At 70.1% G+C, this 23,196-nt stretch carries 21 protein-coding genes and 1 pseudogene; 9 read left to right on the top strand and 13 right to left on the bottom strand.

Annotated elements, in window-relative coordinates:
* Nucleotides 1-44 precede the first annotated feature (44 nt).
* Nucleotides 45-1,205: a pentapeptide repeat-containing protein gene (locus BMW99_RS22150; RefSeq protein WP_245791580.1), complete on the top strand. Its 1,161-nt coding sequence runs from the start codon at nt 45-47 to the stop codon at nt 1,203-1,205.
* A 513-nt stretch (nt 1,206-1,718) separates the two neighbouring features.
* Entirely contained in the window at nt 1,719-2,420 is a 702-nt protein-coding gene (locus tag BMW99_RS22155; protein WP_176735371.1) for a DUF4097 family beta strand repeat-containing protein, read from the top strand.
* On the opposite strand, the gene BMW99_RS40795 is transcribed toward BMW99_RS22155, so the two are convergent.
* The 4 genes from BMW99_RS40795 to BMW99_RS22170 form a co-directional block, all read right to left on the bottom strand.
* Entirely contained in the window at nt 2,401-2,688 is a 288-nt protein-coding gene (locus tag BMW99_RS40795; RefSeq protein WP_141725977.1) for a hypothetical protein, read from the bottom strand. The two genes, BMW99_RS22155 and BMW99_RS40795, sit on opposite strands and share 20 nt — an antisense overlap.
* 209 nt (nt 2,689-2,897) lie before the next feature.
* On the bottom strand, nt 2,898-3,332 hold the full coding sequence (locus BMW99_RS22160; RefSeq protein ID WP_069461834.1) for a hypothetical protein: 435 nt from the start codon (nt 3,330-3,332) through the stop codon (nt 2,898-2,900).
* Nucleotides 3,333-3,410: 78 nt separating this feature from the next.
* The gene (locus BMW99_RS22165) at nt 3,411-4,034 is read right to left on the bottom strand and encodes an NADPH-dependent F420 reductase (protein ID WP_069461833.1); all 624 of its coding nucleotides are present in this window, start codon (nt 4,032-4,034) and stop codon (nt 3,411-3,413) included.
* A 32-nt stretch (nt 4,035-4,066) separates the two neighbouring features.
* Nucleotides 4,067-4,801, bottom strand: a complete 735-nt coding sequence (locus tag BMW99_RS22170; RefSeq protein ID WP_069461832.1) for an SDR family NAD(P)-dependent oxidoreductase — start codon at nt 4,799-4,801, stop codon at nt 4,067-4,069.
* A 144-nt stretch (nt 4,802-4,945) separates the two neighbouring features.
* Here BMW99_RS22170 and BMW99_RS22175 point away from each other — a divergent pair, with 144 nt between their 5' ends.
* Nucleotides 4,946-5,557 carry a TetR/AcrR family transcriptional regulator gene (locus tag BMW99_RS22175; RefSeq protein ID WP_069461831.1) on the top strand — a complete coding sequence of 204 codons (612 nt, stop codon included), beginning with the start codon at nt 4,946-4,948 and terminating at the stop codon, nt 5,555-5,557.
* A 209-nt stretch (nt 5,558-5,766) separates the two neighbouring features.
* Here BMW99_RS22175 and BMW99_RS22180 read toward each other — a convergent pair whose 3' ends face one another.
* Nucleotides 5,767-6,441, bottom strand: a complete 675-nt coding sequence (locus BMW99_RS22180) for a response regulator (protein WP_069461830.1) — start codon at nt 6,439-6,441, stop codon at nt 5,767-5,769.
* Complete coding sequence (locus BMW99_RS22185; RefSeq protein WP_107485394.1) at nt 6,438-7,643, bottom strand: sensor histidine kinase; 1,206 nt, start codon at nt 7,641-7,643, stop codon at nt 6,438-6,440. Before BMW99_RS22185 ends, BMW99_RS22180 begins: the two co-directional genes overlap by 4 nt.
* Before the next feature lie 136 nt (nt 7,644-7,779).
* Here BMW99_RS22185 and BMW99_RS22190 point away from each other — a divergent pair, with 136 nt between their 5' ends.
* On the top strand, nt 7,780-8,964 hold the full coding sequence (locus BMW99_RS22190) for a glycosyltransferase 87 family protein (RefSeq protein ID WP_079176142.1): 1,185 nt from the start codon (nt 7,780-7,782) through the stop codon (nt 8,962-8,964).
* 911 nt (nt 8,965-9,875) lie between these two features.
* Nucleotides 9,876-10,544 carry a hypothetical protein gene (locus tag BMW99_RS22200; protein WP_245791581.1) on the top strand — a complete coding sequence of 223 codons (669 nt, stop codon included), beginning with the start codon at nt 9,876-9,878 and terminating at the stop codon, nt 10,542-10,544.
* Between the two features lie 40 nt (nt 10,545-10,584).
* On the opposite strand, the gene BMW99_RS22205 is transcribed toward BMW99_RS22200, so the two are convergent.
* From BMW99_RS22205 to BMW99_RS22230, 6 genes and pseudogenes are all read right to left on the bottom strand, one after another.
* Nucleotides 10,585-11,433, bottom strand: a complete 849-nt coding sequence (locus BMW99_RS22205) for an SMP-30/gluconolactonase/LRE family protein (protein WP_245791582.1) — start codon at nt 11,431-11,433, stop codon at nt 10,585-10,587.
* A gap of 479 nt (nt 11,434-11,912) precedes the next feature.
* Nucleotides 11,913-12,131: a helix-turn-helix transcriptional regulator gene (locus BMW99_RS22210; RefSeq protein WP_069466718.1), complete on the bottom strand. Its 219-nt coding sequence runs from the start codon at nt 12,129-12,131 to the stop codon at nt 11,913-11,915.
* Nucleotides 12,132-12,140: 9 nt separating this feature from the next.
* Entirely contained in the window at nt 12,141-12,548 is a 408-nt protein-coding gene (locus tag BMW99_RS22215; RefSeq protein ID WP_069466719.1) for a hypothetical protein, read from the bottom strand.
* Between the two features lie 353 nt (nt 12,549-12,901).
* Nucleotides 12,902-14,170, bottom strand: coding sequence for an MFS transporter (locus tag BMW99_RS22220; RefSeq protein WP_075017409.1), 1,269 nt, complete (start codon nt 14,168-14,170; stop codon nt 12,902-12,904).
* Between the two features lie 197 nt (nt 14,171-14,367).
* A pseudogene (locus BMW99_RS42210) lies at nt 14,368-14,496 on the bottom strand (oxidoreductase); the annotation flags it as partial.
* A gap of 324 nt (nt 14,497-14,820) precedes the next feature.
* Nucleotides 14,821-15,252, bottom strand: a complete 432-nt coding sequence (locus BMW99_RS22230; RefSeq protein ID WP_107451735.1) for a RidA family protein — start codon at nt 15,250-15,252, stop codon at nt 14,821-14,823.
* A gap of 806 nt (nt 15,253-16,058) precedes the next feature.
* On the opposite strand from BMW99_RS22230, the gene mdlC reads away from it, so the two are divergent.
* Entirely contained in the window at nt 16,059-17,636 is a 1,578-nt protein-coding gene (gene mdlC / locus BMW99_RS22240; protein WP_079176143.1) for a benzoylformate decarboxylase, read from the top strand.
* A 261-nt stretch (nt 17,637-17,897) separates the two neighbouring features.
* Nucleotides 17,898-19,187: an FAD-dependent monooxygenase gene (locus BMW99_RS22245; RefSeq protein WP_245791583.1), complete on the top strand. Its 1,290-nt coding sequence runs from the start codon at nt 17,898-17,900 to the stop codon at nt 19,185-19,187.
* Between the two features lie 282 nt (nt 19,188-19,469).
* Here BMW99_RS22245 and BMW99_RS22250 read toward each other — a convergent pair whose 3' ends face one another.
* Entirely contained in the window at nt 19,470-20,420 is a 951-nt protein-coding gene (locus tag BMW99_RS22250) for a LysR family transcriptional regulator (protein ID WP_069464922.1), read from the bottom strand.
* Nucleotides 20,421-20,530: 110 nt separating this feature from the next.
* On the opposite strand from BMW99_RS22250, the gene BMW99_RS22255 reads away from it, so the two are divergent.
* Nucleotides 20,531-21,850, top strand: a complete 1,320-nt coding sequence (locus BMW99_RS22255) for an MFS transporter (RefSeq protein WP_079138639.1) — start codon at nt 20,531-20,533, stop codon at nt 21,848-21,850.
* A gap of 365 nt (nt 21,851-22,215) precedes the next feature.
* The gene (locus tag BMW99_RS22265; protein WP_407640310.1) at nt 22,216-23,169 is read left to right on the top strand and encodes an aldo/keto reductase; all 954 of its coding nucleotides are present in this window, start codon (nt 22,216-22,218) and stop codon (nt 23,167-23,169) included.
* Nucleotides 23,170-23,196: the final 27 nt, after the last annotated feature.

The following is a 23,196-nucleotide window of genomic DNA, read 5'->3' on the forward strand; positions in this document are numbered from 1 at the left end:
CCACTCTTGATCGTCTTCTGAGCGGCGCCTAGGCTCTCATGCCCATGGAGATGGGGGTACCAGACCGCGGGCGGCGGGCATGGCACGACGGGCTGGTCAGGCGTCGTGTAGCCGTAGGTTTGCTGGCCGGGGCGGGGCTGGCCATTCTGGGCATAGTGTTCGTCGTACTGCCGGGGGTGGTGGTCGACCACGATCTCGGCGGGGCGAGCGTCACCGCGCAGGATCGGCTGAAGGCGGTGAACGATGTCCGTACGACGCTTCTGCAGGTGGTCGGCGGGCTGGTCGTGCTCTTCGGCGCGTACGCCACCTGGCGGCAACTGCGGGTGAGTCAGGACGGTCTGCGCGCCACCCAGGAGGGCTACGTCACCGACCGATTCAGCCGGGCCGTCGACCAGCTCGGCAGCGACAAGCTGGATGTGCGCATCGGCGGGTTGCACGCGCTGTGGCGGATCGCGGAGCAGTCCGCCCGCGACCGGGAGGCCATCATCTCCATCCAGGCCGCGTATCTGCGAACACACCTGCCCTGGCCACCCGCCGGGCCGGCATCACCGGCGGCGGATGTGCCCATCAACGACATCGCACCCCTGGAGACTCGCGCCGCCGACGCCCAAGTGGCGCTGACCGCGCTCGGCGTGCTGTGCCAGCACCGAGAGCAGTCCTGGGTCAATCTCAGCATCACCGACTTGCGCCGGGCCGACTGCGACGGACTGTGGTTCCCCGAGGTCAACTTCGACCGCGCTTGCATGGAGGCGGCGGGCCTCTACCACGCCGATCTCACCCAGGCGTCCCTGGTCTCAGTCAACCTGCGGCACGCCGACCTCACGACTGCGGTTCTCCGTCGGGCTCGCTGCATCCTGGCCGACCTACGGGCTGCGAAGCTGGTCGAGACCGACTTGCGTGACGCCGACTTCACCGAGACCGACCTGCGCGAGGCGAACCTGCGCAAGGCCGACGCCCACGGCGCGGTCTTCCACCGCGCCGACCTCCGCATGGCCGACTTGCGCGGCACCGACCTGAGCACCGCCAACCTTGTCGAAGCACGCCTGACCGGCGCCCTGGCCAGCGAGCACACCCGCTGGCCCACCGACTTCGACCACACGGCCGCCGGAGTCGTCGACACCGATGACCCCGGCCCCGAGCCCTCGCCCCTACTCCAGCCGCCCGGGATGACGCGGCAGGCACCGCCGCTGCGGTCCACTTCTTGACCAAGACGCGCCGGTGAAGGTTGCGGCGAGGTCCGGATCGTCTCCCATGCCGGTGCCATGCCGGCACCTGATGGGCAAGCATGGGGCTTGGAGGGGTGGGGGCGGCGCTGGCACACGGGCGACCACGGGTGTGACTGAACGCTCCGCGCATGCCGCCGAGTTCAGGCCGCGGGCTGCGGGGCGTCGCCGCAATGCGGCCGTCGGCCGGGCTGTGTGCAGGCCGTGGATCGCCTCGCCGTACTCGCCGCGGCGCAGGGCCAACAGCACGAGAGCGGCAGGGCCGTTCCCGTGGGCCGCCCGGCGGCCAGGGACAGATCGAGTGGGCCCGCCGGGTGCCGGGCGACCGCGGTCGCCCGGAGGGCCAGCCGGTGCTGGCATAGGGGGGTTTCCCCCATCGCGGGGAGAGACCGTGGCTACCTAGAGTCGCGGGGACGGGCACACACCCGTCCAACTCGCTCCACACGGGGGAACTTCATGCGAAGCCGACAGACACACGTCCTTGCAGCAGTGGCTTTGGCCGCCCTGACCATCGGTGGGCTGTCCGCGTGCTCGGCCTTTGAACAGAAGACCTTCGAGGACGACGCGAAGGTGCCGCAGCAGGTCACCTCGATCCGTCTCGACAGCGGGAACGGCGGGATGACGGTGGAGGCTTCGGCGGACACCTCCACCGTCTCCGTGCACCGGAAGGTCAACTACCGCGGTGACAAGCCGAGTCACACGTCGTTCAGTGTCGAGCACGGCGTCCTGGTGCTCTCCGGTTGCGGCAGGAACTGCGGCGTCGACTATGTCGTCAAGGCGCCGGCCGGTCTTCCGGTGACGGGAGGCACGTCCAACGGCGGCCTCACGCTGACCGGTGTCGGCTCGGTCGACGTGCACACGAGCAACGGCAGGATCGCGGTGAACAGCGCGACGGGTCCCGTGAAGCTGCGCACGTCCAACGGTGCCGTCAACGTCAAGGATGTCGGAGGCGGTGGCATCGACACGCAGACGTCGAACGGCGCGGTGACGATCCGCACGGCCACCCCGCAGAACATCAGGGCCCGCACGTCCAGCGGCAGCCTCACGGTCACGGCGCCACCCGCCGAATACCGGATCTCGACCACGGATACCCACGGCGACGAGGCGGTGGCGTTCAAGAACGTCCCGTCAGGGAAGTACCGCTTGGATCTGTCGACGTCGAACGGCGACCTGACGGTCAGGTCAGCAGGCGTGTGAGCCTCGCCAGAACCCTGACCAGGCCGATCCTTCGAGCGTTGAGGAAATACGCCCATCCGTATACGGGCATGACACACAGAGGCATGAACGCAGCGCGCCAGCTGTCCGATGCAAGCCGGACGATGATCGCGCTGCTGATCGCAAGAATGATGGCAGCACCCACCAGGAAGGTTCTTCCCCATGCTCGCGCGATCGGGTTGGCCGCCAGATCCGGGTAGGTGTCGGGAGCCGGATTCGAGTCGCGCGACTCGTTTGCTCTGTCGGTCATTCGACGAATCGCCCTCGCTGCCGCCCCGCTGAACACTGTCCGGACCCGGCCGGCGCACGCGGTGACCCGCGCCGGCCCGGACGGGGATCCTATCCCCGTCTCAGGACATCAGATCCTCGGGTTCCCTGCGGAGCCACGAGCGACCCCTCCTGGGTGGCGCGCTGGTGAAGTGCTGGATCGGCAGGGGCTGCCGGTCAGTCCGCGGCTGCCTACAGGGACATGCCGCAGTACAGGCGTCGTCGCGGCCCGGCGTCGCGGGCCAGTTGGCCGAGGCGTTCCAGGAAGCCCGCCATGAGTCCTGGGTCCTCCCCGCCCCCGTCCTCCGTGTGGGTCCATGCGGTGGCGGTTTCCAGCAGGCGCTCCGGGGTGGCCGCTGCGAGGACGTCACGAAGGGTGTCGGTGAGTGAGACGAGCCAAGGTCCTTCTGGGTCGGGATCGTTGAGCAGTCCGCAGAAGCGGGGGTCGGCTTTCACTTGCTCCTCGGATGCTCCTGTGAGGTGGGCTTCGACGGTTGCGAGCATCAGGTAGGGGTCTGCCCCTTTGAGGCCGAGCGTGCCGAATGGGTCGACCATGCTGTCCTCTTTGAACAGCGCGAGGGCTTGCGTGTCGTCGGTGGCCGCGTAGTAGTCGTAGATGTTTCCCATGGCTGGATCGTGCCAGTTCGGGGCAGCGTCGTTCAGGGGTGCTGTCGGATCGGATCAGGTCCTCCGTCAAACATTTGCTCAGACGGGGAGTTCGGTGATGCCGAGGGCGAAGTTCCAGTTCCCCACTCCGTGGTTGGCGAGGCCCACCGTGACCACGCCCGCTCCTTCCAGCCAGTGCGCCATGTTCAGGCCGCCGACGTCCAGCGGGCGCAGCCCGAGGCTCTCGATGAACTCCCGCACACGCGCCTTGGCCTGCAGGTCGTCGCCGGCGATGAAGACGTCGGGCTGACCCTTCTCCAGGACATGGCGGAAGACGGTGTTGAACGCCTTCACCACGCTGGCGCCGGCCGGGGCCGCTTTGGCGGCTTCCTGCGCGATCGAGGTCTCCTCACGGTGGGCCAGACCGTCGAACGTGGAGTTGAAGGGATTGCTGATGTCGACGATGACCTTGCCCGCGAGTGCGTCTCCGTAGTGGGCGACGGCCGGCACGACACCGTCGTACGACAGGGCCACGATGACGATGTCCCCGGCCGGGGTGGTTCCCCATTCTCCGGTCGTGGCGCCGCCGCCGAGAGCCTTGGCCAGGTCGGCGGCCTTGGACCGATCGCGGCCCATGATCTCGACGGTGTTGCCGCCCGCTGTCGCCCGTGCTCCGATGGTGCGGGCCATGTTCCCGGTTCCGATGATGCTGATGCTGCTCATGAGACGTCCTGCCCTGGTGGCGTGTTGTTCGTTCAGAGGGCGGTGGTGCCGCCGTCGGCGACGAGTTCCATGCCGTTGACGTAGCTGGAGTCGTCGGAGGCGAGGAAGAGGGCAACGCTGGCGATTTCGTCGGGGTGGCCCATCTGGCCGCGGGGGATGAGGGACTCGAACTGGCGCTTGGTGGCCTCGTCGAAGAGTTCTTCCTGCTTGGCGGTGGCGACCTGGCCGGGGGTCAGGACGTTGACGCGGATGCGGCGGTCCTTGAGTTCGTTGAGCCAGATGCGGGCCCAGGCCTGCTGGACCGCCTTGCTGCCGGCGTAGACGCTCCAGCCGGGGAAGGCGCCGAGGGAGGCGTTGGAGCCGGTCATGAGGATGGAGCCGCCGTCGTTGAGGAGCGGGAGGGCCTTTTGGACGGTGAACAGGGTGCCGCGGGCGTTGAGCCCGAACCATGTGTCGAACTGGGCCTCGGTGATCTCGCCGAGCGGGGCGGGTTCGCCGCCGCCGGCGCTGGCCCACAGTACGTCGAGGCTTCCCTTCTCCCGCTTGACGGTGTCGTACAGGCGGTCCAGGTCGTCCAGGTTGGCTGCATCGCCCTGGACGCCGGTGACGTTGCGGCCGATCTGCTTCACGGCCTCGTCCAGGGCGTCCTGGCGGCGGCCGGTGATGAAGACGTGCGCTCCCTCGTCGACGAACAGCTTCGCGCCGGCCAGTGCCATGCCGGTGGTGCCGCCGGTGATGACTGCGACCTTGCCGTCGAGCTTTCCCATGGTCGTTCCCTTGGGTCGGTGGTGCCGTGTGTACCGGGGATCGGCGGCGTTATGTACACCGCCCTGTGTACTTACCGTACCGGGAGGGCGGCCGGGACGCAATTATGTACACCGGTCGTTACCCGACCGGGGTACGATGGAGCCATGACGGAGTTGGAGAAGGGCCCTACGGGCCGCCGCCGCGGCCGGGGCGCCCGCGAGCGCATCCTGCTCGCGTCCCAGCAGCTGTTCCGCGAGCAGGGCATCAACCGCACCGGCATGAACGAGCTGTGCGCGGCGGCCGAGGTGTCCAAGCGCACGGCCTACCAGCACTTCAGCGGCAAGGACGAACTCGTCGCCGAGTACCTGCGCTGGTTCGACCCCTCCGTTCTGTCCGGCGTGTTCGACCGCACCGACCTCACGCCGCGTGAGCGGCTCCTCGCCGCGTTCGACATCCCCGCCACCACACCCTTGTGCCCCTACATCGGTGCCGCCGTCGAACTCCACGACCCCGAACACCCCGCATCCCAGTACGCGCGCGAGTACAAGCAGGCCGTCGCCGCGCGGCTCGCCGACGCCGCCCGCGAAGCCGGCGCCGCCGACCCCGAACAGCTCGGCGAGCAGCTCGCATTGCTGATCGACGGCGCCGCGGCCCGCACCCGGGTCCTCAACGCCGACGCCTTCCCCACCGCCGCCGCCGTCGCCGCCGTCCTCATCGACAACGCCATCCCCGCCACGGCCGGCGACGACCGGCGACGGGAGGAAGCGTCACGCTGACGTGGCACTCCGCGGCCGAGCTGGACGCGCCGCCGATCACCCGGCTGCACCCGCCGGTACGCGACACCGGCCGCCCGGCACCGGCCCGGACCTGCTGGATGACGGAACCGGCCGCCCGCCCACTGAAAACCGCAGCAGAAGCCGCCGCGGAGACCGGCGCCCCCCGAGGACCCGCCCGCGTGGTCAGCTGAACATAGGGCTCACCGGCGCTACGCGGAAGTGGCGACCAGTCCGGCTTCGTAGGCGATGATCACCAGGTGCACGCGGTCGCGGGCGTCGAGTTTGGTGAACAGCCGGGCGACGTGGGCCTTGGCCGTGGCGACGGTTATGGAGAGTTCGGCCGCGATTTGAGTGTTGGAAAGGCCGCGGCCGACCAGGGTCAGCACCTCGCGTTCGCGCTCGGTCACGCCGGCTGTCGTGCCGCGAGGTACACCGGAGCGGGTAGCCGCGGACGGGGCGGGACGGGCGACGAACTCACTGATGAGGCGGCGTGTGATGCCGGGCGCGATCAGCGCTTCACCGGCGGCGACCACGCGGATCGCGCTGAGGATGTGGTCCAGCGCCATGTCCTTCAAGAGAAATCCGCTTGCCCCGGCGCGCAGCGCTCCGTAGACGTACTCGTCATCGTCGAAGGTGGTGAGGACGAGCACCTGGGCGGTGGCGCCCGACGAGGTGATCCGTCGGGTGGCCTCGATGCCGTCCATGCCGGGCATGCGGATGTCCATCACGACGATGTCCGGGGCGGCGTCCGTGACCAGCCGAACCGCTTCGGCGCCGTCCCCGGCCTCGCCCACGATCTCAAGATCGGTGGTGTCGGCGATGAGCACGCGGAGGCCCGCGCGAATCAGCGGCTGGTCGTCGACCAGCAGGACCCGTACCGTCACCGGGCCTCCATGGACCGCGCCTCCATGAACCGCGCCTCCACCGGCAGGGGCAGCCGCGCCCGTACGCGGAATCCCCCTTCAGGCCGCGCGCCGGCGGTGAACTGCCCGTGCAGGAGGCTGGTGCGTTCACGCATTCCAATGATGCCGAAGCCTCCGGCGGCCGGCAGGTCGCAGCCGCGGCCGTCGTCGACGATGTCGATGGTGAGTTCCTCGTCCTGGTAGTCGATGGTGACCTGGCATCGGCTGGTGCCCGCGTGGCGGACGACGTTGGTGAGTGCTTCCTGGATGATGCGGAAAGCCGACAGGTCGAGTTCGGCGGGCAGGGCCCGGCGCTCGCCGAGCCGGTGGATGTCGACCTGCACGCCGGCGTCCAGCGCTGCCTTGACCAGCCGCTGGACGTCGGCCAGGCCGGGCGCCGGGTCCAGCGGCGCCGGGCGGGCGGCGGTGTCCGGATCGGCGGCGCGCAGCGCGCCCAGCATGCGGCGCAGTCCCGCGAGGGTCTCCCGGCTGGTGGTCTCGATCGCCGACAGGGCGTTGCGCGCCTCGTGCGGTTGGGTGTCGATGACCCTGCTGCCCGCACCGGCCTGGATGGCGATGACGCCGATGCTGTGGGCGACCATGTCGTGCAACTCGCGGGCGATCCGCAGCCGTTCGGCGGTGACCGCCTGCTCCGTGGCCTGAGTCGCGAGTGCCGCGGTGTGCTGACGGCGCTCGCGCACGGAGTTGCCCGCCATCCACGCGACGATCCCCGCCAGGACGGTCGATCCGACGGCAGGCAGGACCGCGTTGCCATGCACGTAGGCGAGCAGGCAGGCAAGTTGCACGGGCACCGCCACGGTCACGGTGGCGAGCGAAGCCCGGCGGGAGCGGTCGATCGTGATCAGGGCGACGGCGATGTCGACGACCAGCACCTGCAGGCCGACCATGCCGTAACGGCCCTGCTCCACCACGACGGCCGTAAGCCAGCCGAACAGCAGCAACCCGAACGCCGGCCACGGGTGACGCCGCAGCAGCGCGAGGACCGGGATCGTGAGCAGCACGGCGACCGTAGCGTCCAGCACGATGAAGTCGACCCGGGGCATCGCCTCGAACAAGATGAGGGGATACAGGCCGACGCCGCACCAGGCGAGGACCATCCGCAGTCGCGCCGGACGAGCCGGGCGCGCCGGGTCGGACCCCGGGGAGCGTACGGTGACGGACATGGAGCGGATCGTATCCGCTTGACCTGAGGCGACACATCAGTCCGTGGGTGTACACCCGCGGGCTACCGCCGCTGCCGGTGATTGTGGCCGGTGGTCCGATGCCGCGGGGACACCGCGCGGGAGATCGTCCAATGCCATGGGACGAAGGCAGAGGGAATCTCGTGTCGTGTACGGCGTGCTCACCATCCAGATCATCGGCGTCGTCGCGTTCGCCGCGGCCTACAACGCGCTGGACTTCCATATCTACTGGGAGGGCGGGCGGGTCGCGACGAACGGGGCGAAACTGTACCGGGAGCAGCTCGTCGCGCACTGGTACACCAACACGCCGTTCATGGCGTCGTTGTTCATCCCGATCTCGCACGTGCCTCTGGCCGTCGCGAGGGTCCTGTGGGAGTCGGCGTCCGTCGGCGCGTTCTCGTGGGCGTGGAGGAGCGCGCTGGAGCTGGGCGGATTCCGGTGCACGCGGGCCCGGTTGGCCGCGGTCGTGGCTGCCGGGCTGTTTCTCCAACCCATGTGGCAGAGCATCTTCCTGGGGCAGGTCAATCCGATGCTGCTGGCGTTCGTGCTGGCCGACGTACGCATGCTGGCAGCCGGCCGACGCCGGGCCGGCATCGGGGTGGGCGTGGCCGCCGCGCTCAAGCTGACGCCTGCGATCTTCGTGGTGGTCCTGCTGCTGGCGGGGCGTATCCGGGCGGCGGCGGTCGCGGCGGCCACGTTCCTCGGCTGCGGGCTGTTGGCGTTCGCCATCGCCCCGACGGCATCCCGGGTCTACTGGGGCGGCGTCTTCCTCGACACCTCGCGGGTCGGAGCCGCCTACGTCAGCAACCAGTCTCCGTTCGGCGCGGCGGCACGGCTTCTGGGCGGGCCGACGCACGTGGGCGGCTGGTATCCGGCGGTGCCGCTCGTGCTCGGCGCGGCAGGGCTCGCGGTGGCGACGGCCTGGGCGCGGCGGGAGGACTGGCTGGCCGCGACCGCGGTGACCGGGACGACCGGACTGCTGGTCTCGCCGATATCGTGGGCGCACCACTGGGTGTGGGTGGTGCCCGCGCTGGTGCTCCTCGTGCGGGCCGGCCGGCGGCGGTGGGCGGCCGGCGTGTACGTGCTCTTCTGCCTCTCCCCCTTGTGGTGGATGCCGCGGAAGTACGGCTTCGACGGAGTGAACACGCTCGTCGCCAACAGCTACCTGTTGTGCGGCCTGGCGTTCATCGCGTACATGGCCTGGCAACTGCACGGCCGGCCAGCCGGTACGTCAGCCCTGGCCCGGGGCCATGGAGAACAACAACACCGCCTCGCCGGTGATCGCGTCCTGACGGATCGGTGACGATGCCCGACCTGCCGTCGCGCGGCACCTGGGTTACCGCCTCGACCGTATCGAGGAGGCCGGCATCACAGCCCCGGCCGAGTCCGGCCGCGGCATGATCTGGGTCAAGGAGCTCTGACGGCGATTCGTCGGCGGTAGGCGGCGACTTCGTCGAGGAATTCGTTTCAGCCATCGGGTGCAGGCCCCGCCGACGGCTTGCTCCAGCCTGCGGCGGAAGCCCCTGCGGCCGCCAGGACAGCGACCATCTCGACCGCGCCGGCGATTGTCGGGATCTCGGGCCACGGCTCGAACCGGTACGGCCCGGGCTCGACGGCGCCGGACGTCAGCGTCGGGTCAGCCGGATGTAGAGGTCGGTCCACGCGGTGTCCTGGGCAGGTCGTGTGGGTGCACACGGCAGGTGGGGTGGGCGTTGGGGGTGCCCCGGTCGAGGGCGCCCGTGTGCGGGCCGCCGCCGCAGGCGGTGAGGGCGTGCGCGCCGAGGAGCACCGTACGCGGGGCCTATCAGGACATATCCGCGCAGCGCTGGGTCGAAGTGGCGTCGTCCGCCACCAGGAACCAACGCGCCCACACCGAGCAGGAGTCGGCAGGGTCCGCGGGCCGGAGGCCTGATCGCGTGCTGCAGTTGCTGGGCCGGCCGGTTCCGTGCGGATCTGGCTCGTCGCCGAACCGGTCCTGGACTCCGACGACAGGCTGCGCCGGCGAGGACCGGCCTGTGCGGCCTTCCGGATCACGCTGTGAACCCGGGTGCGGCCAACCCGGCTGGACTGCGAGTATCTCACCGGGCCGAGCAGACTTGGCCTGGTTCGCGCCGGACGCTCTGCGCACCAGGAGCATCGGTAAACGGCTACCAGGGCGAGTGCGTGCCGTCAGGCGCGTCCGCCCTCTCCGCGCGAGAGGAAAGTCTCTTGTCCATGTCGATTCTCTACCGGTTGTGCGAACCCTTTCCTGACGCGCCGAGCGCACTGTCACGCGCGCGGGCGATCATGCGGGACCTGGCCGACTGGAAGGGCGTCGCCTGGCCCCAACTGGAGCTGGTCGACACGGCCGAGCAGTATGCGCACGCGATTCGCACCTTCGGCGCCGCGCTGGCAGCCTGGGATCCGGACCTGCCAGGCTTCGGACCGGTCCGGGATGAACTGCGGCGCCGCGGTGTGGCGTTCGACTGGAAAGAGTTGAGCGGCTTGTTCCTTGCGAACATGCAGCTCCGCCCAGACCTGGCCGACTTGTGGCCGCTCCCCGAAGGCTTGACCCTCTCTCTGAACACGACTCCGCCCTTCGGCGGCCCGGACAGCGAGTCCGAGGACGCCTGCACCGAGGAGGAACTGGACCGGATGGTCGCCGTACTCGGACCACTGACCATGGACGTCAGCTGGGGCTGCGGCTGGCGGGGCCTGCCCGACGACAAGGGCTGCGGCGTCAAGCTCTGTCTGAACAGCGTCCAGGCCGAGCAGCACACCGAGCCGGCTCCCGGCGAGTTCGGTGTCTGGGTCTCCCTCGGCTCCCGCGTCGCCTGGAGCCCGGCCGGCGAGACCTGGCTTCGTGACTCGGGGCTGTCACTGGGCACACTCCGGACAGGCTGACATCGCACCGCGGCGGCCGCGGTGAGTGCGGGTCTGGGCACTACGGACGATGGGCGCCTGGGCTCGGCGCCTCCATGGCCAGCACCTGGCCGGTTCGTGTCCCCTCGGCCGCGCGTTCCGGCCCGTGCCACTGTGCCGCCGTCATGAACAGCGTCCTGCCGTCGGCGCCCCCCAGCGCACAGGAGAAGCATCCGCGGTCGAGATCGACCGTTCGCAGTACCTTCCCGCCTTCTCGTACGCGGACGCAGCGCTTGTTGGGGACGTCCGCGTACCAGACGGCCCCTTCGTCGTCGAGGCAGATGCCGTCAGGGGCGGCGGCGTCGAGGTCGGCCCAGACCCGGCGATTCGACAGGCCGCCATCGCCCTCGATATCGAAGGCGGTGAGCCTGCTCGCGTGGGACTCGGCGAGGATCAACGTCGATCCGTCCTGCGTGACCGCCATGCCGTTGGGGAACGCGACGTCGTCTGCCACCTGGCGTGCCGAGCCGTCGGGGGTGACCACGGCGAGGATGCCGGGCGAGGGATCTTCGCCGGCCATCATGTCGAAACCGATGCTGTTGAGGTAGATGTTCCCGCTTCCGGCCACGACGATCTCGTTCCAGGGGCGGTCGCACAGGCCGGCGAGGTCGGCGTGGGAAACGAGCGACCCGTCGGGCTCCTGACGCAGCAGAAGCCGATCGCTGCCCGCGACGATGAGCAGCCGGCCGTCCGGCAGCCAGTCGATGCAGAACGGGAACGAAGGGACGCGGACGACGGTCTCGCTGCGGCCGTCGAGGTCGACGGCCACGACCTCGTGCGCGCCCCAGTCGCAGAACCACAGGCGGCCGTCGTGCCAGCGGGGTGACTCGCCGAGAACGAGGCCGGTCATGAGAGTACGGACTGCGGACACAGAAGGCTCCTTGATCGACGGGGCAGGCCCGTTCGGGCCAGGGAAGGAGCCGCTGCCCCCTCCCACCTTCCAGACGGAACCGCACGACGAAAGTCATCGCCGCGGAACCCATCCCTGATGCCGCCGGACCGGGACGGCCGCGGCTGACGGGCCTGTCCACGCATCCCGCGTCCGAAGGTCCGGCGTCCGCGCAACCTCCCCGCGGCGTGGGGCAGCCGAGGGCCATGAGGACTCACGACGCGCCCCCCCGCTGCCGAACGTCCCGCCGACACACCGATCCCCGTCGTAGCGCCCATCGGCGACGTGGACTTCGAGAACGTCGAAGCACTCGCGAAGCGCCTGCGCGCCGCCGGCCGCACCTCCCCCGCGAGGGGAATGATCTCTTGCCCCCGGGTGCAACTCACCGTCTGGCCAGCGCACTCATCCTGGCGGGTGAGTGCGCAACGCTGCCCGAAGGATCCGGCTGAAAGGACCCAAGGTCAGGCCGAGTTGCCTGTTGTTTCCGTCCGGTCGGGACGGAAGATCTCCTCGATGGCCAAGCCGAAGACGTCGGCGATGGTGAACGCCAGAGGCAGGCTGGGATCGTGCCGCTCGGTCTCGATGGCGTTGATGGCCTGCCGGGAGACCTGGCACCGGTCGGCCAGGTCGGCCTGGCTCCACCGGCGAGCTGCACGCAGTTCACGTAGTCGGTTCTTCACAGGATTCCGTCACCGGTTCAGGCGGGTGCGCAGGTCGGCGATCGTCATCCAGATGGCCACGCCGCCAAGGAGGATCGCCTGCGCGAGCTGATGGAGCTGGATGACGCCTGCGGCATCGAGCAGGGTAGCCACTTGCAGCCCCACCAGGACCGCGGCGAAGGCGATGGCCATGCTCTCCAGCTGAATCCTGCGCAGGTATTCGTCCCCACGCCGGAATGCCCGCAGCAGCACCCAGGCGATCGCGAGGGTGAACACCGTGGTGGTGGCGATCCACCAGACCTTTTGAGCCCTGCTCGGATCGGGGCTACTGCCCAGCGCCAGGGCTATCACCCCGAGAGCGGACACCGGTATGCCGTCGATGAGCACAGCGCGGCGGGCCGCGCGTGTCGCCTGATCCTGCTCCACCTTCTTTGCCATGATACCAATGTAAGGTTCACTTTCCATCTGGTCAAGCACTCCTGACCTTATGGAAAGTGAACCTTACATTTCTGGCTAGGGTGAACGAGAGAGGGCTCCTGACCCGCCGAACGCTGCTCGGGACGCCGTGGCGTCAGCCATCGCTTCCGACCCGGTAGCCCCCACCGCCGCATCCGCCCAGTCCCGACCGGCCGCGGACTCGCCGGTCACCGTCAACCCCACGCCGGCACCAGCGCGGTTCACCCTGCCCGCACCCGGCACACGCCACCCATGGCCACCCGCCCGCTCCGTGGATGCCGCCCGGCGGCTTCACCTTCTTCGAGCGGAGAGCCTGGCCGGAGCTGCATTCGCGATCACCGATACCGCTGTCCGGTCACAGCACTTGGCAGTGGGCTCAGGAGTGCGACACCGCACAGCACGGGGACCAGCGCGGCGAGCGTCCAGGTCAGGCCGACGAACTCGGCGGCCCAACCGATCAAGGCGGGGCCGAACAGGGTCCCCGCGTAGGTGAAGGTCGTGAATCGGGAGATCAGCGTCGCGGCTTCCGGGCTGTCCGCCTTCGCCTGCCCGACCGCACCGTAGGCCAGCGGGAGCAGGACCGAGGCACCCGCGCCCGCGACCGCGAACCCGCCGATGGCCGTGACCGGGTTCGGCGAAAGCAGCGCCATCGCCAGGCCGCATGCCGCGACGAGGCCGCCGGTGCGGAAAAGGGCGGGGGCTCTGTAGCGGAGGGTCAAGCGGTCGCCGATCACCCGGCCGACCGCCTGAGCGCCGGTGTAGGCGGTCACGGCCGTCGCCGCGAGACCGAGGGACGCGCCCCGGGAGTCGTGGAGGAAGATCGCGCTCCAGCCGAGGGCGGCGCCTTCACAGACCATCAGGGCCGTGCCGGCCAGGCCGAGTGTCACGACCTGGCGGCTCCAGCCTCCGCGTCGGCCCCGGTGGCGCCGTGCGGGCGAGGGTGTGGGGGCGCGGTCCCGTGTACCGGTCTCCACCAACAGCCGTCCCAGCAGCAGGCCCCCCACCATGAGCACGGCGGCGGCCACGGCGAGGTGCGTGGCGAGCGAGACACCCGCACGCTCCAGGGCGGCCGTGGTGAGTGAGGCCACGACCGCGCTGATGCTCCAGGCGGCGTGGCAGCCGTTGATGAGGGGACGTCCGACGCGCCGTTGGATGGTGACGGCGTGAGTGTTCATGGCTGCGTCGGTGGTGCCGTGCAGGGCACCGAGCGCCATGACGACCACCACGAGTTCGACGACTCCGCCCACCAGGCCGACCAGCGCCAGCAGCACGGGCATGACGACGAGGGAGGTGCGCAGCACCGGCCGCGTCCCGAGCCGCGCCGTCAAAGGGCCCACGCCCTGCATGCAGGCGATGGCCGCCACGGCGAAAGCCATGCCGATGAGCCCGAGTTGCCCGTCGCTCAAATGGTGCTTGCCCTTCAGCGATGCCAGCCGGACGACATACGTCGACAGCGTGAGCCCGTTGAGGAAGAAGACCGCTGTGGCCGGCCACCGTCCGGAGTTCCCCGGTCTGCCTGGATCCTCTGATGTGGTCGAGCCGTCCCGGACCGGGTCGGCCGCCGTGGGTGTCGCATGCGCCGCTGTCTGTTCCTCGGCAGTCATCGTGCGCGCTCCGTCACGTCCCCCCCCGTGATCCGAGGATGCCCGGACGGCGGGTGAGAAACAGAACGACACTACACCGCCGCACACTGACGGGCCGCTCCACAGCACATCATCAACGCGGGCCTGCCGGCCTGAGCGGAGGGCGGCGAAACCATCTGACTTCCCCGTGTCAGGGGCGGATGGCGTCGACGATTCGTCGTATGGGTGGGACCCGCCAGCACCGAGTTGACCGTGACCCCGGTCGCCTTCGCCCGGTTGGCGAAGCCCCGGCTCACACCGAGCAGCGCCGTCTTCGTCGTTCCGTACTGCACCATCTCGACCGGGAGGCGGGTCGATCCGACCGGACGGGGGTGCGGTACGGATGCGCGGTGGCCGGCGCCCCACAGACGCCCATGTCTCTGCCGGCGCCCAGCCACCGTTCGTCCCTTCACCCGGCTGGGCGCAAAAAGGAGGCACCAGCCACGCCAAGGCGTACACGTCCGCCTTCACCGTCCGGACTGCGGCCTCTCCCAAGACCCGCGCGAGTAGGTCCACGACGAGCCGCCAACTCCTTGCTTCCGGAACGTCGACCATGACGCGATCGCGAGCCGGGAGCGCGGCACCCCGATGTGCGGCGGGGCCCAGCGAGCACTGCAGTCGCAGGTGTGGTCCTACGCGTGCCGGAGCATGGCCACCATGTCGATCTCGATGAGTTTGCGGTCCAGCGTGGACCCGACTGTCGTCCGCACGGGATAGGGCTGAGGCAGGGTCTGCTCGTAGACGGCGTTGTACGCCTCGTAGTCACGGCTCAAGTCGGCCAGGTGAGAGGTGACTTTGACGACGTCGGAGAAGTCGAGCCCCCGGGCTGCGAGGAGCGCCCTGAGATTTCGCAGTACCTGCCGTGTCTGCTCCGTGATCGTATCCCCGACGACCGCACCGGTGGTGGGGTCGTGAGGTCCCGTTCCCGCGGTGTAGAGGAAGCCATTGGCGACGACGGCCTGCGAGTAGGCGCCGCCCGGTGCAGGCGCGTCGCTGGTGTGAACCTCTTCTTTGGACACGGGATCCTCTCGGCGCGACCGTGTTCCTGTGCGTGGCCCAGGCATGGGCTGCGTGTCCGCTCAGGCTTTGGTTGTAGCAGGCGAGTGCCCCGCGGCGGTGCACGACGCGGCGTCGGGGAGCTTTTCGGACGCGGGCGCGGGCTGGCGCCTGGCGGCGCATCAGGACGCGGAACCCGGCGGGCACGTGACCTGTCGGACCTGGTCCAGGAGGTTGGATTTCTGGCCGCGTCGGCGGGCTGGGTCGAGACGGCACGGGGCTACACCCCTGACCTTTACCGTGGGCTGCATGCCTCGCCATCCGAACAAGCCCCGCCTCCTGGTCGCTGAGGGGCGCGAGTACCTGTGGACGCTTCGTCACAGCCACCGCGTGCTGGATCACGGACGGGCCTGTCGTCAGACCCTGACTCTGTACCCGCAGCCGGCCGGCACCGGAGCGCAACTGCGCATCGTCTTCGACGCGGCCCCGGACAGGTACGTCCCAGGGGGTGCGCCCTTCGGTTCCGGCGACGTCGGTTACGTCCGGGGCAACTCGCTGAACCTGCACGAGCCCAGGGCCGTCCGAACCCTTCTGGACGCGGCGTTGACTCGCGGCTGGAAGCCCGATGAGAGGCGGGTAGTCGAGGTCGATGGCTGGCCCCTGTTGGAGTCGGCGACCGGTTAACCATCATTGGTCCCTCCGGGATGCGGTAGAGCTCGGCCCGGGTCGGTGACGTGAGACCAGCGTGGGGTCTACCGGCGCACCGGGATGGCGGACACGCCGCCGCAATGGGCCGCAATGTTCCTATTCGTCCTCAATAATGCAGATCGTAAGGACGGGGTCATAGCGATGTGGCCACTCTGCGTGAGGAACGATGGCCGTGGTCAGTGTCAGTGATGCCTTCTACCGGGTGCTTCGCCGTCACGGGGTGACGGCCGTCTTCGGGAACCCGGGCTCCAACGAGCTGTCGTTCCTGACCGGCCTCCCGGATGACATTCCTTACTACCTCGTCCTCCAGGAGGGCGCCGCGATCGCGATCGCCGACGGCTACGCGCAGGCCTCCGGCACGATCGGCTTCTTGAACCTCCACGCGGCCTCGGGCACCGGCAACTCGATGGGGTGCATGACCAACACGGCGGACTGCCACACCCCGATGGTGATCATGGCCGGACAGCAGGCACGCCGGTACGTGCCGGTCGGGGCGATGCTCACCAACGTCGACCCGGTCAAGCTCGGCGACCCGCTGGTGAAGTGGGCGGGCGAGCCGCTGCGGCCGCAGGACGGCCCGGCGCTGGTGTCCAAGGGGCTGATGCTCGCGAACTCAGCACCCCGTGGCGTGGTCTACCTGTCCGTTCCACTGGACGACTGGACGCAGCCGGCCGAGGACGGCGCCCTCGAACTGCTCGCCCAGCGGGAGGTCATCGGGGACCCGGTACTGTCGCAGAACGCGCTGGACACCCTGGTCCAGGCGCTGGACAGCGCATCGGCGCCGGCTCTCGTGCTGGGCCCCGGCGCCGACACCGAGGCCGGGTTCGCCGCCGCGGTCGCGCTGGCCGAGCGGGCTCGGCTGCCCGTCTGGATCGCGCCCAGCCCGCCCCGCTCGCCGTTCCCCACCCGGCACCGCTGCTACCAGGGACAACTCCCCTCAGCGGCGGGCGCGGTCGCGGACATCCTGGGGCAGTACGACACGGTGGTCTGCTTCGGAGCGCCCGTCTTCCGGTACCACGCACCGAGCGACGACGATTTCATGCGGCCCGGCGTGAGCGTGCACGCGGTCACCGACGATCCCGACGAGGCGGCCAGGGCCCCGTTCGGGCGCATCGCGATCGGTGACCCGTCGGACGCACTCGTGCGGGTGGCCGCGGCAGTGGCCGAGAGCGACCGTGCCTGGCCGCCGGCGCGCACGCTGCCCGAGGCCGACACCAGCGGCCCGCGCTTCACCACCGAGGCCATCCTCGACGCGATCGACCGCGGCAAGACCGACGACACCGTCATCGCCCTGGAATGGACCTCCTCCGACGAACTGCGCGACCGCCTCACCATCACCCGCGCCAAGTCGCTCTTCTACTGCGCCGCCGGAGGCCTGGGCTGGGGGTTGCCCGCAGCCATCGGACTGCGGCTCGGGCGCCCCGACCGGCCCGTGGTCGCACTGATCGGCGACGGCGCCATGCAGTACACCCCCGCGGCACTCTGGACCGCGGCCCGCCACCAGGTGCCCGTCACCTACGTCGTCTGCACCAACACCAAGTACCGGGCCCTGGAGGAGTTCTCCGAGCTGCTGCACGTCCCCAAGGGCGAGTACCTCGACATCTCCGGGCTCAACGTCCTGGACATCGCCCGCGGCTACGGCCTCGAGACGCACCGGGCCGAATCCCTGGACGACCTCACCGACTACATCCGGCAGGGCGTGACCGCGACCGGCCCCCGGATGGTGGAGATCCTCCAGCGCTGACCATGAGGTGACGACGTCGCCTGCGCCGCCGGCTGTTGACGGACCACGCCGCGTCTCAGCGAAGGTCGAGCGCGCAGGTCAGGGTGTCCCGTCCGTTCTCCGCTGGTTCCTTCGAAGTCTCAACGGGTTGCGCGCAGATCGCGATTTCGGCCGTACCAATGAGTTTTGTGCGGATCCGCAGTCGATACTGCCGGATCCACCGACAGGGGTGGGCCTGTGCTGGGAACGTTCCGGCACGGGAGGAAGCGCGTGGAGGCCGTGATGGGCGTCGAAGACTCCGAGCAGGAGCGCACGATCGGGACGGGCGAGCAGGAGACGGGGGTGACCGGTCCCCGGGTGTTGGTGGCGGGGGCGAGCATCGCGGGACCCGCGCTGGCCCACTGGCTGCACCGGCGCGGGGCCGAGGTGACCGTGGTGGAGCGGGCTCCCGAGCTGCGTCCCGGGGGGCAGGCGGTGGACGCGCGCGGGGTCGCCAGGGAGGTCATCAGGCGCATGGGGCTGGACGCGGTGGTCCGCGCGGCGTGCACCGACACCGCCGGCGCGCACACCGTCGACGCGGACGGACAGGTGCTGGACACCTTCCGTGCGGACGACGACGGCGGCGACGGGTTCATCGCCGATATCGAGATCCTGCGCGGGGACCTGTCCCAACTGCTCTACGACGACACCCGCGACGGCGTCGAGTACCTCTTCGGCGACCGAATCGCCGAGCTCACCCAGGACGCGGACGGTGTCGACGTGGTCTTCGCGGGCGGCGACCGGCGGCGCTTCGACCTGGTGGTCGGGGCCGACGGGCTGCACTCCCCGCTGCGCGCGATGGTCTTCGGGCCGCATGAGCGGTTCCTCCGCCACCTCGGGCACGTGCTGGCCTTCTACAGTGTGCCCAACGAGTTCGGGCTGGACCGCTGGCTGCTCGAGTACCAGGACCAGGAGTCCGGGCGCTCCGCCCTTCTGCGGCCCATCCAGGACGCCACCCGGGCGATGTCCATGTTCTCCTTCGCCTCGGCCGACTTCGACGTCGACCACCGTGACGTCGCGGACCAGAAGCACCTGCTGCGTGAGCGGATGGCGGGCCTGGGCTGGCTGGCCCCGGACATTCTCGCGCACCTGGACGACACCCCGGACTTCTACCTCGACCAGGTCGCCCAGGTGGTGATGGACCGCTGGTCGAGCGGACGCGTGGGGCTGCTCGGGGACGCGGCGTTCAGCTCGTCGCCGATGTCCGGGCAGGGCACCGGGCTGGCGCTGGTCGGCGCCTACCTGCTCGCCGGAGAACTGGCCGCCGCCGAGTGGGACCCCGACACCGGGTTCGCCCGCTACGAGGCGCGGATGCGCTCGTTCGTCGAGGCCAACCAGGAGATCGGCCGACTGAACGCCCGCAGCCGCGACGTCCCCGGGCCGGACGCCGAGCCGCGACCCGACTTCGCCGGCGAATGGTTCACCGAGCTGGTCGGGCGCGCGATCAACGGCGTCGAGCTGCCCGACTACGCGGGAGCGCCGGACTCCGCGGCCCCGGCCGGATCGCCGCTCATCTCGTCAGCCACGCCATAGCGCGGCGTCGCAGCGGTTCTGTCACGTGGCTGGTCGGCGCTCACCGGAACTGAACAGACCGCTGGGACACCGCCGCTGTGACGTCCAAGCCCATTGCTCCCAGCCGATTCACTCGCTCCGCTCACTGCGAAAGGACACCCGAGGAGACGATTCACGGGGTAGGCAGGCCGAGGACCTCGCGGAAGTACCGAGCCTCAGTCGGCAGGAGGCGACCAGCAGTTCGGCGGGGGGTGAGCCGGTCCAGGTCGTACGACCTGAACATTGACGCGGAGAGCCTCGGGATCACGGACGCCGGGGAGGCAGACGGGCTTCGGAGGCCGTCGCGCCCGCCGGTAGCTGCAGGTAGCGGTCCATCTGGGCGTCGAGCAGGTCGAGCAGCGCGCGGACCCGGGCGCCAGGGGGGCGTCTGGCCGGGACGGCCAGCGACAGCGACCAGGTGACCGGTCGGCCGGCGACCGGCACGACGGCGATCGCCTCGGGGTCGGCGGCAGCGAGGAACCGCGGCAGGTAGGCGACGCCGAGGCCCTGCCGGACGAAGGCCGTGACGGAGGCCACGTCCGTCGCCTCCAGGGCCACCCGGCGCCCGATTCCGGCGGCGGCGAAGGCCCGGTCGGCCAGGTCCCGGTTGCCGTAGCCGGTCGGGGCGTCGATGAAGTCGTCGTCGCCGACGTCGGCGAGCCGTGCGTGCGTCCGGCCGGCCAGCCGGTGGCCGGCCGGTACGACGAGGGCCATGGGCACGGTGCACAGCGTGCGCACGGTCAGCCCGGCGGGGACGTGCTCGCCCAGCGACACCAGGGCCACGTCCAGGTCACCCGTGAGCAGCGCCTGCACCAGTCCCGCGGAGCCGGCCGACGACGCTCTCAGCCGCAGCGCCACGTCCGGGTGCGCGGTGTGGAAGTCGCCGAGCAGCAGCGGCAGGTCGAGCAGTCCGGCCAGGGGCATGCCACCGATGTGCAGCGTGCCGTTCAGCTGCCCGCTGCTGTCGGCGACCGCGTCGCGGGCCTCGCGCGCGGCCTCCAGTGTCGCCACCGCCTTGGGCAGAAGCGCAGCGCCGGCGCCGGTGAGTGCGACGCGTTGCGAGGAACGCTCGAAGAGCTCTGCCCCCAGTTCCTTCTCCAGCGATCGCACGGCCGCTGAGACCGCCGACTGCACGATGTGCAGGCGCTGCGCGGCGCGCGTGAAGCTGCGCTCGTGGGCGACGGCGACGAAGTACTCCAGATGGTGCAGGTTCACACCCCAGAACTATCACGAATGGTGATAGGGGAGAGCACAAAGAATCGTTGGACAAGATGGCGGATGAAGATCATCGTGGGAGGGCAGGCAACGACGACGAAGGTGATCACATGGCACTGCCCAGTGTCCGCACAGCCGAAAGGCCCTCCCCGAACCAGCCCGAAGCGCCGCGCTCCGGTGGCCGGTTCGCCCCCCGGCAGCCGTCGGCGCGCCGATCGCACCGGCTGCCGCAGGTCTCGCACGGTCTCGGCTTCTGGTTCGCCGCGGCGGGGTTCGCGGCGCTGATGGCGTTCGGCACCGCGCCGACACCGCTATGGCCGCTCTACGAGGCGCGGGACGGTTTCGGCAGCACCACGATCACTGTCGCCTTCGGGGTGCTGGTCGTGGGCGCGGCGTTCGGCTTCGTCGGTCTCGGACACCTGTCCGACCGGTTCGGGCGGCGCCGGGTCGTGGTGCCCGCGCTCGCCGTAGCCGTGGTCGCGGCAGTGGTACTGACCCTGTGGACCAGCCTGGCCGGGCTGCTGACGGGGCGGGTGCTCAATGGCGTCGCCATCGGGCTGATGGCGTCCACCGCGACCACCTACCTGCACGACCTGTACCAGCAGGAACATCCTGACCGGCCCACCTCGACGGTGCCCGGCACCGTGGCCACGGTGGCGAACCTCGGCGGTCTGGCGCTCGGACCGCTCGCGGCCGGGACGATCGCCCAGTGGCTGCCGCACCCGCTGGAGACCACCCAGATCAGCTTCGCCGCGGCCATGACGGTGTGCCTGGTGCTCGCGCTCACCACGCCCGAGACGGTGGACCGCCGGGCCGGCGGCGCGAAGCGGCCCCCGCGCTTCGCGCTGCGGCCCCGGGCCACCGGCGCCTTCGCCGCGGCATGCCTGCTGGGGTTCTCCTCCTTCGCGCTGCTGGGCCTGGTCAGCTCGCTCGGCGCGGTCATCCTGCACACCGAACTCGGCATCACCTCGCACGCGGTGGCGGGGCTGGCACCGTTCCTGATGTTCGCCGCCTCGGCGGTCGCCCAGATGGTGCTCGGCCGGATGCGGCCGGCGCCGATGGCCGCCACCGGCGCCGTGGCCTTCGTCGCCGGCCTCGCGCTGGTCACTCTCTCGCTGTACCAGCCGGTCCTGTGGCTCTTCCTCGTCGCGGTGACCGTCGCCGGAGCCGGAGCCGGCGTGTTGTTCAAGGGCGGTGTCCTGCGGGTCGCCGCGAGCGCCCAGCCCGACTCGCGCGCCGGTGTGCTGGCGCTGTACTTCGCCGCGAGCTACCTCGGACTCGGCGGCCCGGCGATCCTCTTCAGCCTGGCCATCCACCACGCAGGCGTGCCCACCACGATGGCCGGCTTCGCCACAGTCCTCTCCGCCGTAGCGATCGCAGCCGCCCTCGCCGCGACACGCCTGACGCCCCGTAAGAACCGCGCGGTCTAGTGTCCGGCGCGAGGTCGGAGGACGAATGTGCCCGGAGCAGAGCTCGTAACACGGCCATGGCTGGCGCTTCTTGAGCCGCCTCCGGAAGATGAGGACGCAGGCAAGAGAAACGAAGGCGTGGCGCAGTTCGGTGCGGCGTTCCCAGCGGACGGCCGGACGCTTGAACTGGTGGAGGAGCTCGAAGCTCTGCTCCACGACCGACGAGGGCGAGGTTCTGGGTGACGTCGTTGATGTTGACCGCGGTGGTGATGACCTTGAGGGGAGTGCAGCGTCCGTCGCGGATCAGGTGGTGTTCTGCCCGCGCGCGGCGCTCGTGCGGCGTCTCCGGAACCGACCTTGACCCGGAGCGCGCTCCAGGTTCGAGTATGGGTCATATGGACACCAACTTCACCGGCTCCCAGATCGTCCTCGGCACGATGGACTTCGGTACCCGCGTCCGCCCTGACGCCGCTTTCGCGATCCTCGACTCCTTCGTCGCCGGCGGCGGGATCTGGCTCGACACCGCGAACTGCTACTCCTTCTGGAGTGACCCCAGCGGCATCGGCGGGGCCAGTGAGCGAGTCATCGGCTCATGGCTCCGGGCCCGCCCCGGCGCCCGCGACGCGGTACGGATCGCGACGAAGGTCCGGCAGAACCCGCTTGTCCCGCACTCCTGGCCGCAGAGCGCCGAGGGACTCTCCGCCCAGGCTGTCCACGCCGGCGTCGAGGGGAGCTTTGAGCGTCTCGGGATCGATCACGTCGATCTTCTCTGGGCCCATGCCGAGGATCGCACCGTACCGCTGGAGGAGACGGTCGGCGCCTTCGGCGAGCTGGTCGCAAAGGGCGTGGCCCTACGGATCGGGGCGGCGAACCATGCCGCTTGGCGCGTCGAGCGCGCCCGGTCGATCGCCCGGGAGCAGCGGGTGGAGCCCTGGACGGCCCTGCAACTACGCCACTCCCTCGTGCAGCCGCGCCCCCTCACCCCCGTGGCGGAGGCCGGCCATCGCATGCTCGCCACCGAAGACCTGGACCTCGCACGGTCGGAGGGGCTCGCCGTCTGGTCGTACAGCTCGTTGATGTTGGGTTCCTACGTGCGCGCGGACAAGCCGCTTCCGCAGACCTATGATCATCCCGGCACCGCCCGAGTGCTCGCGGTCCTGGACGATGTCGCAGGCGAACTCTCGGCCACGAGGAACCAGATCGTCCTCGCATGGCTGATGCGGCAGGGAGTCGACCCCATCGTCGGCGCGAGCCGGGTGGAACAGATCGAGGAGGCACTCGCCGCACGCGATGTGCGGCTCAGCGACGAGCACATGGCGCGCTTCGCCGAAGCCCGGTAAGTCCCCGTCGTTACGATCGACAACCGA

Origin of the sequence: Actinacidiphila rubida (assembly GCF_900110255.1) — a bacterium.
Classification (GTDB): domain Bacteria; phylum Actinomycetota; class Actinomycetes; order Streptomycetales; family Streptomycetaceae; genus Actinacidiphila; species Actinacidiphila rubida.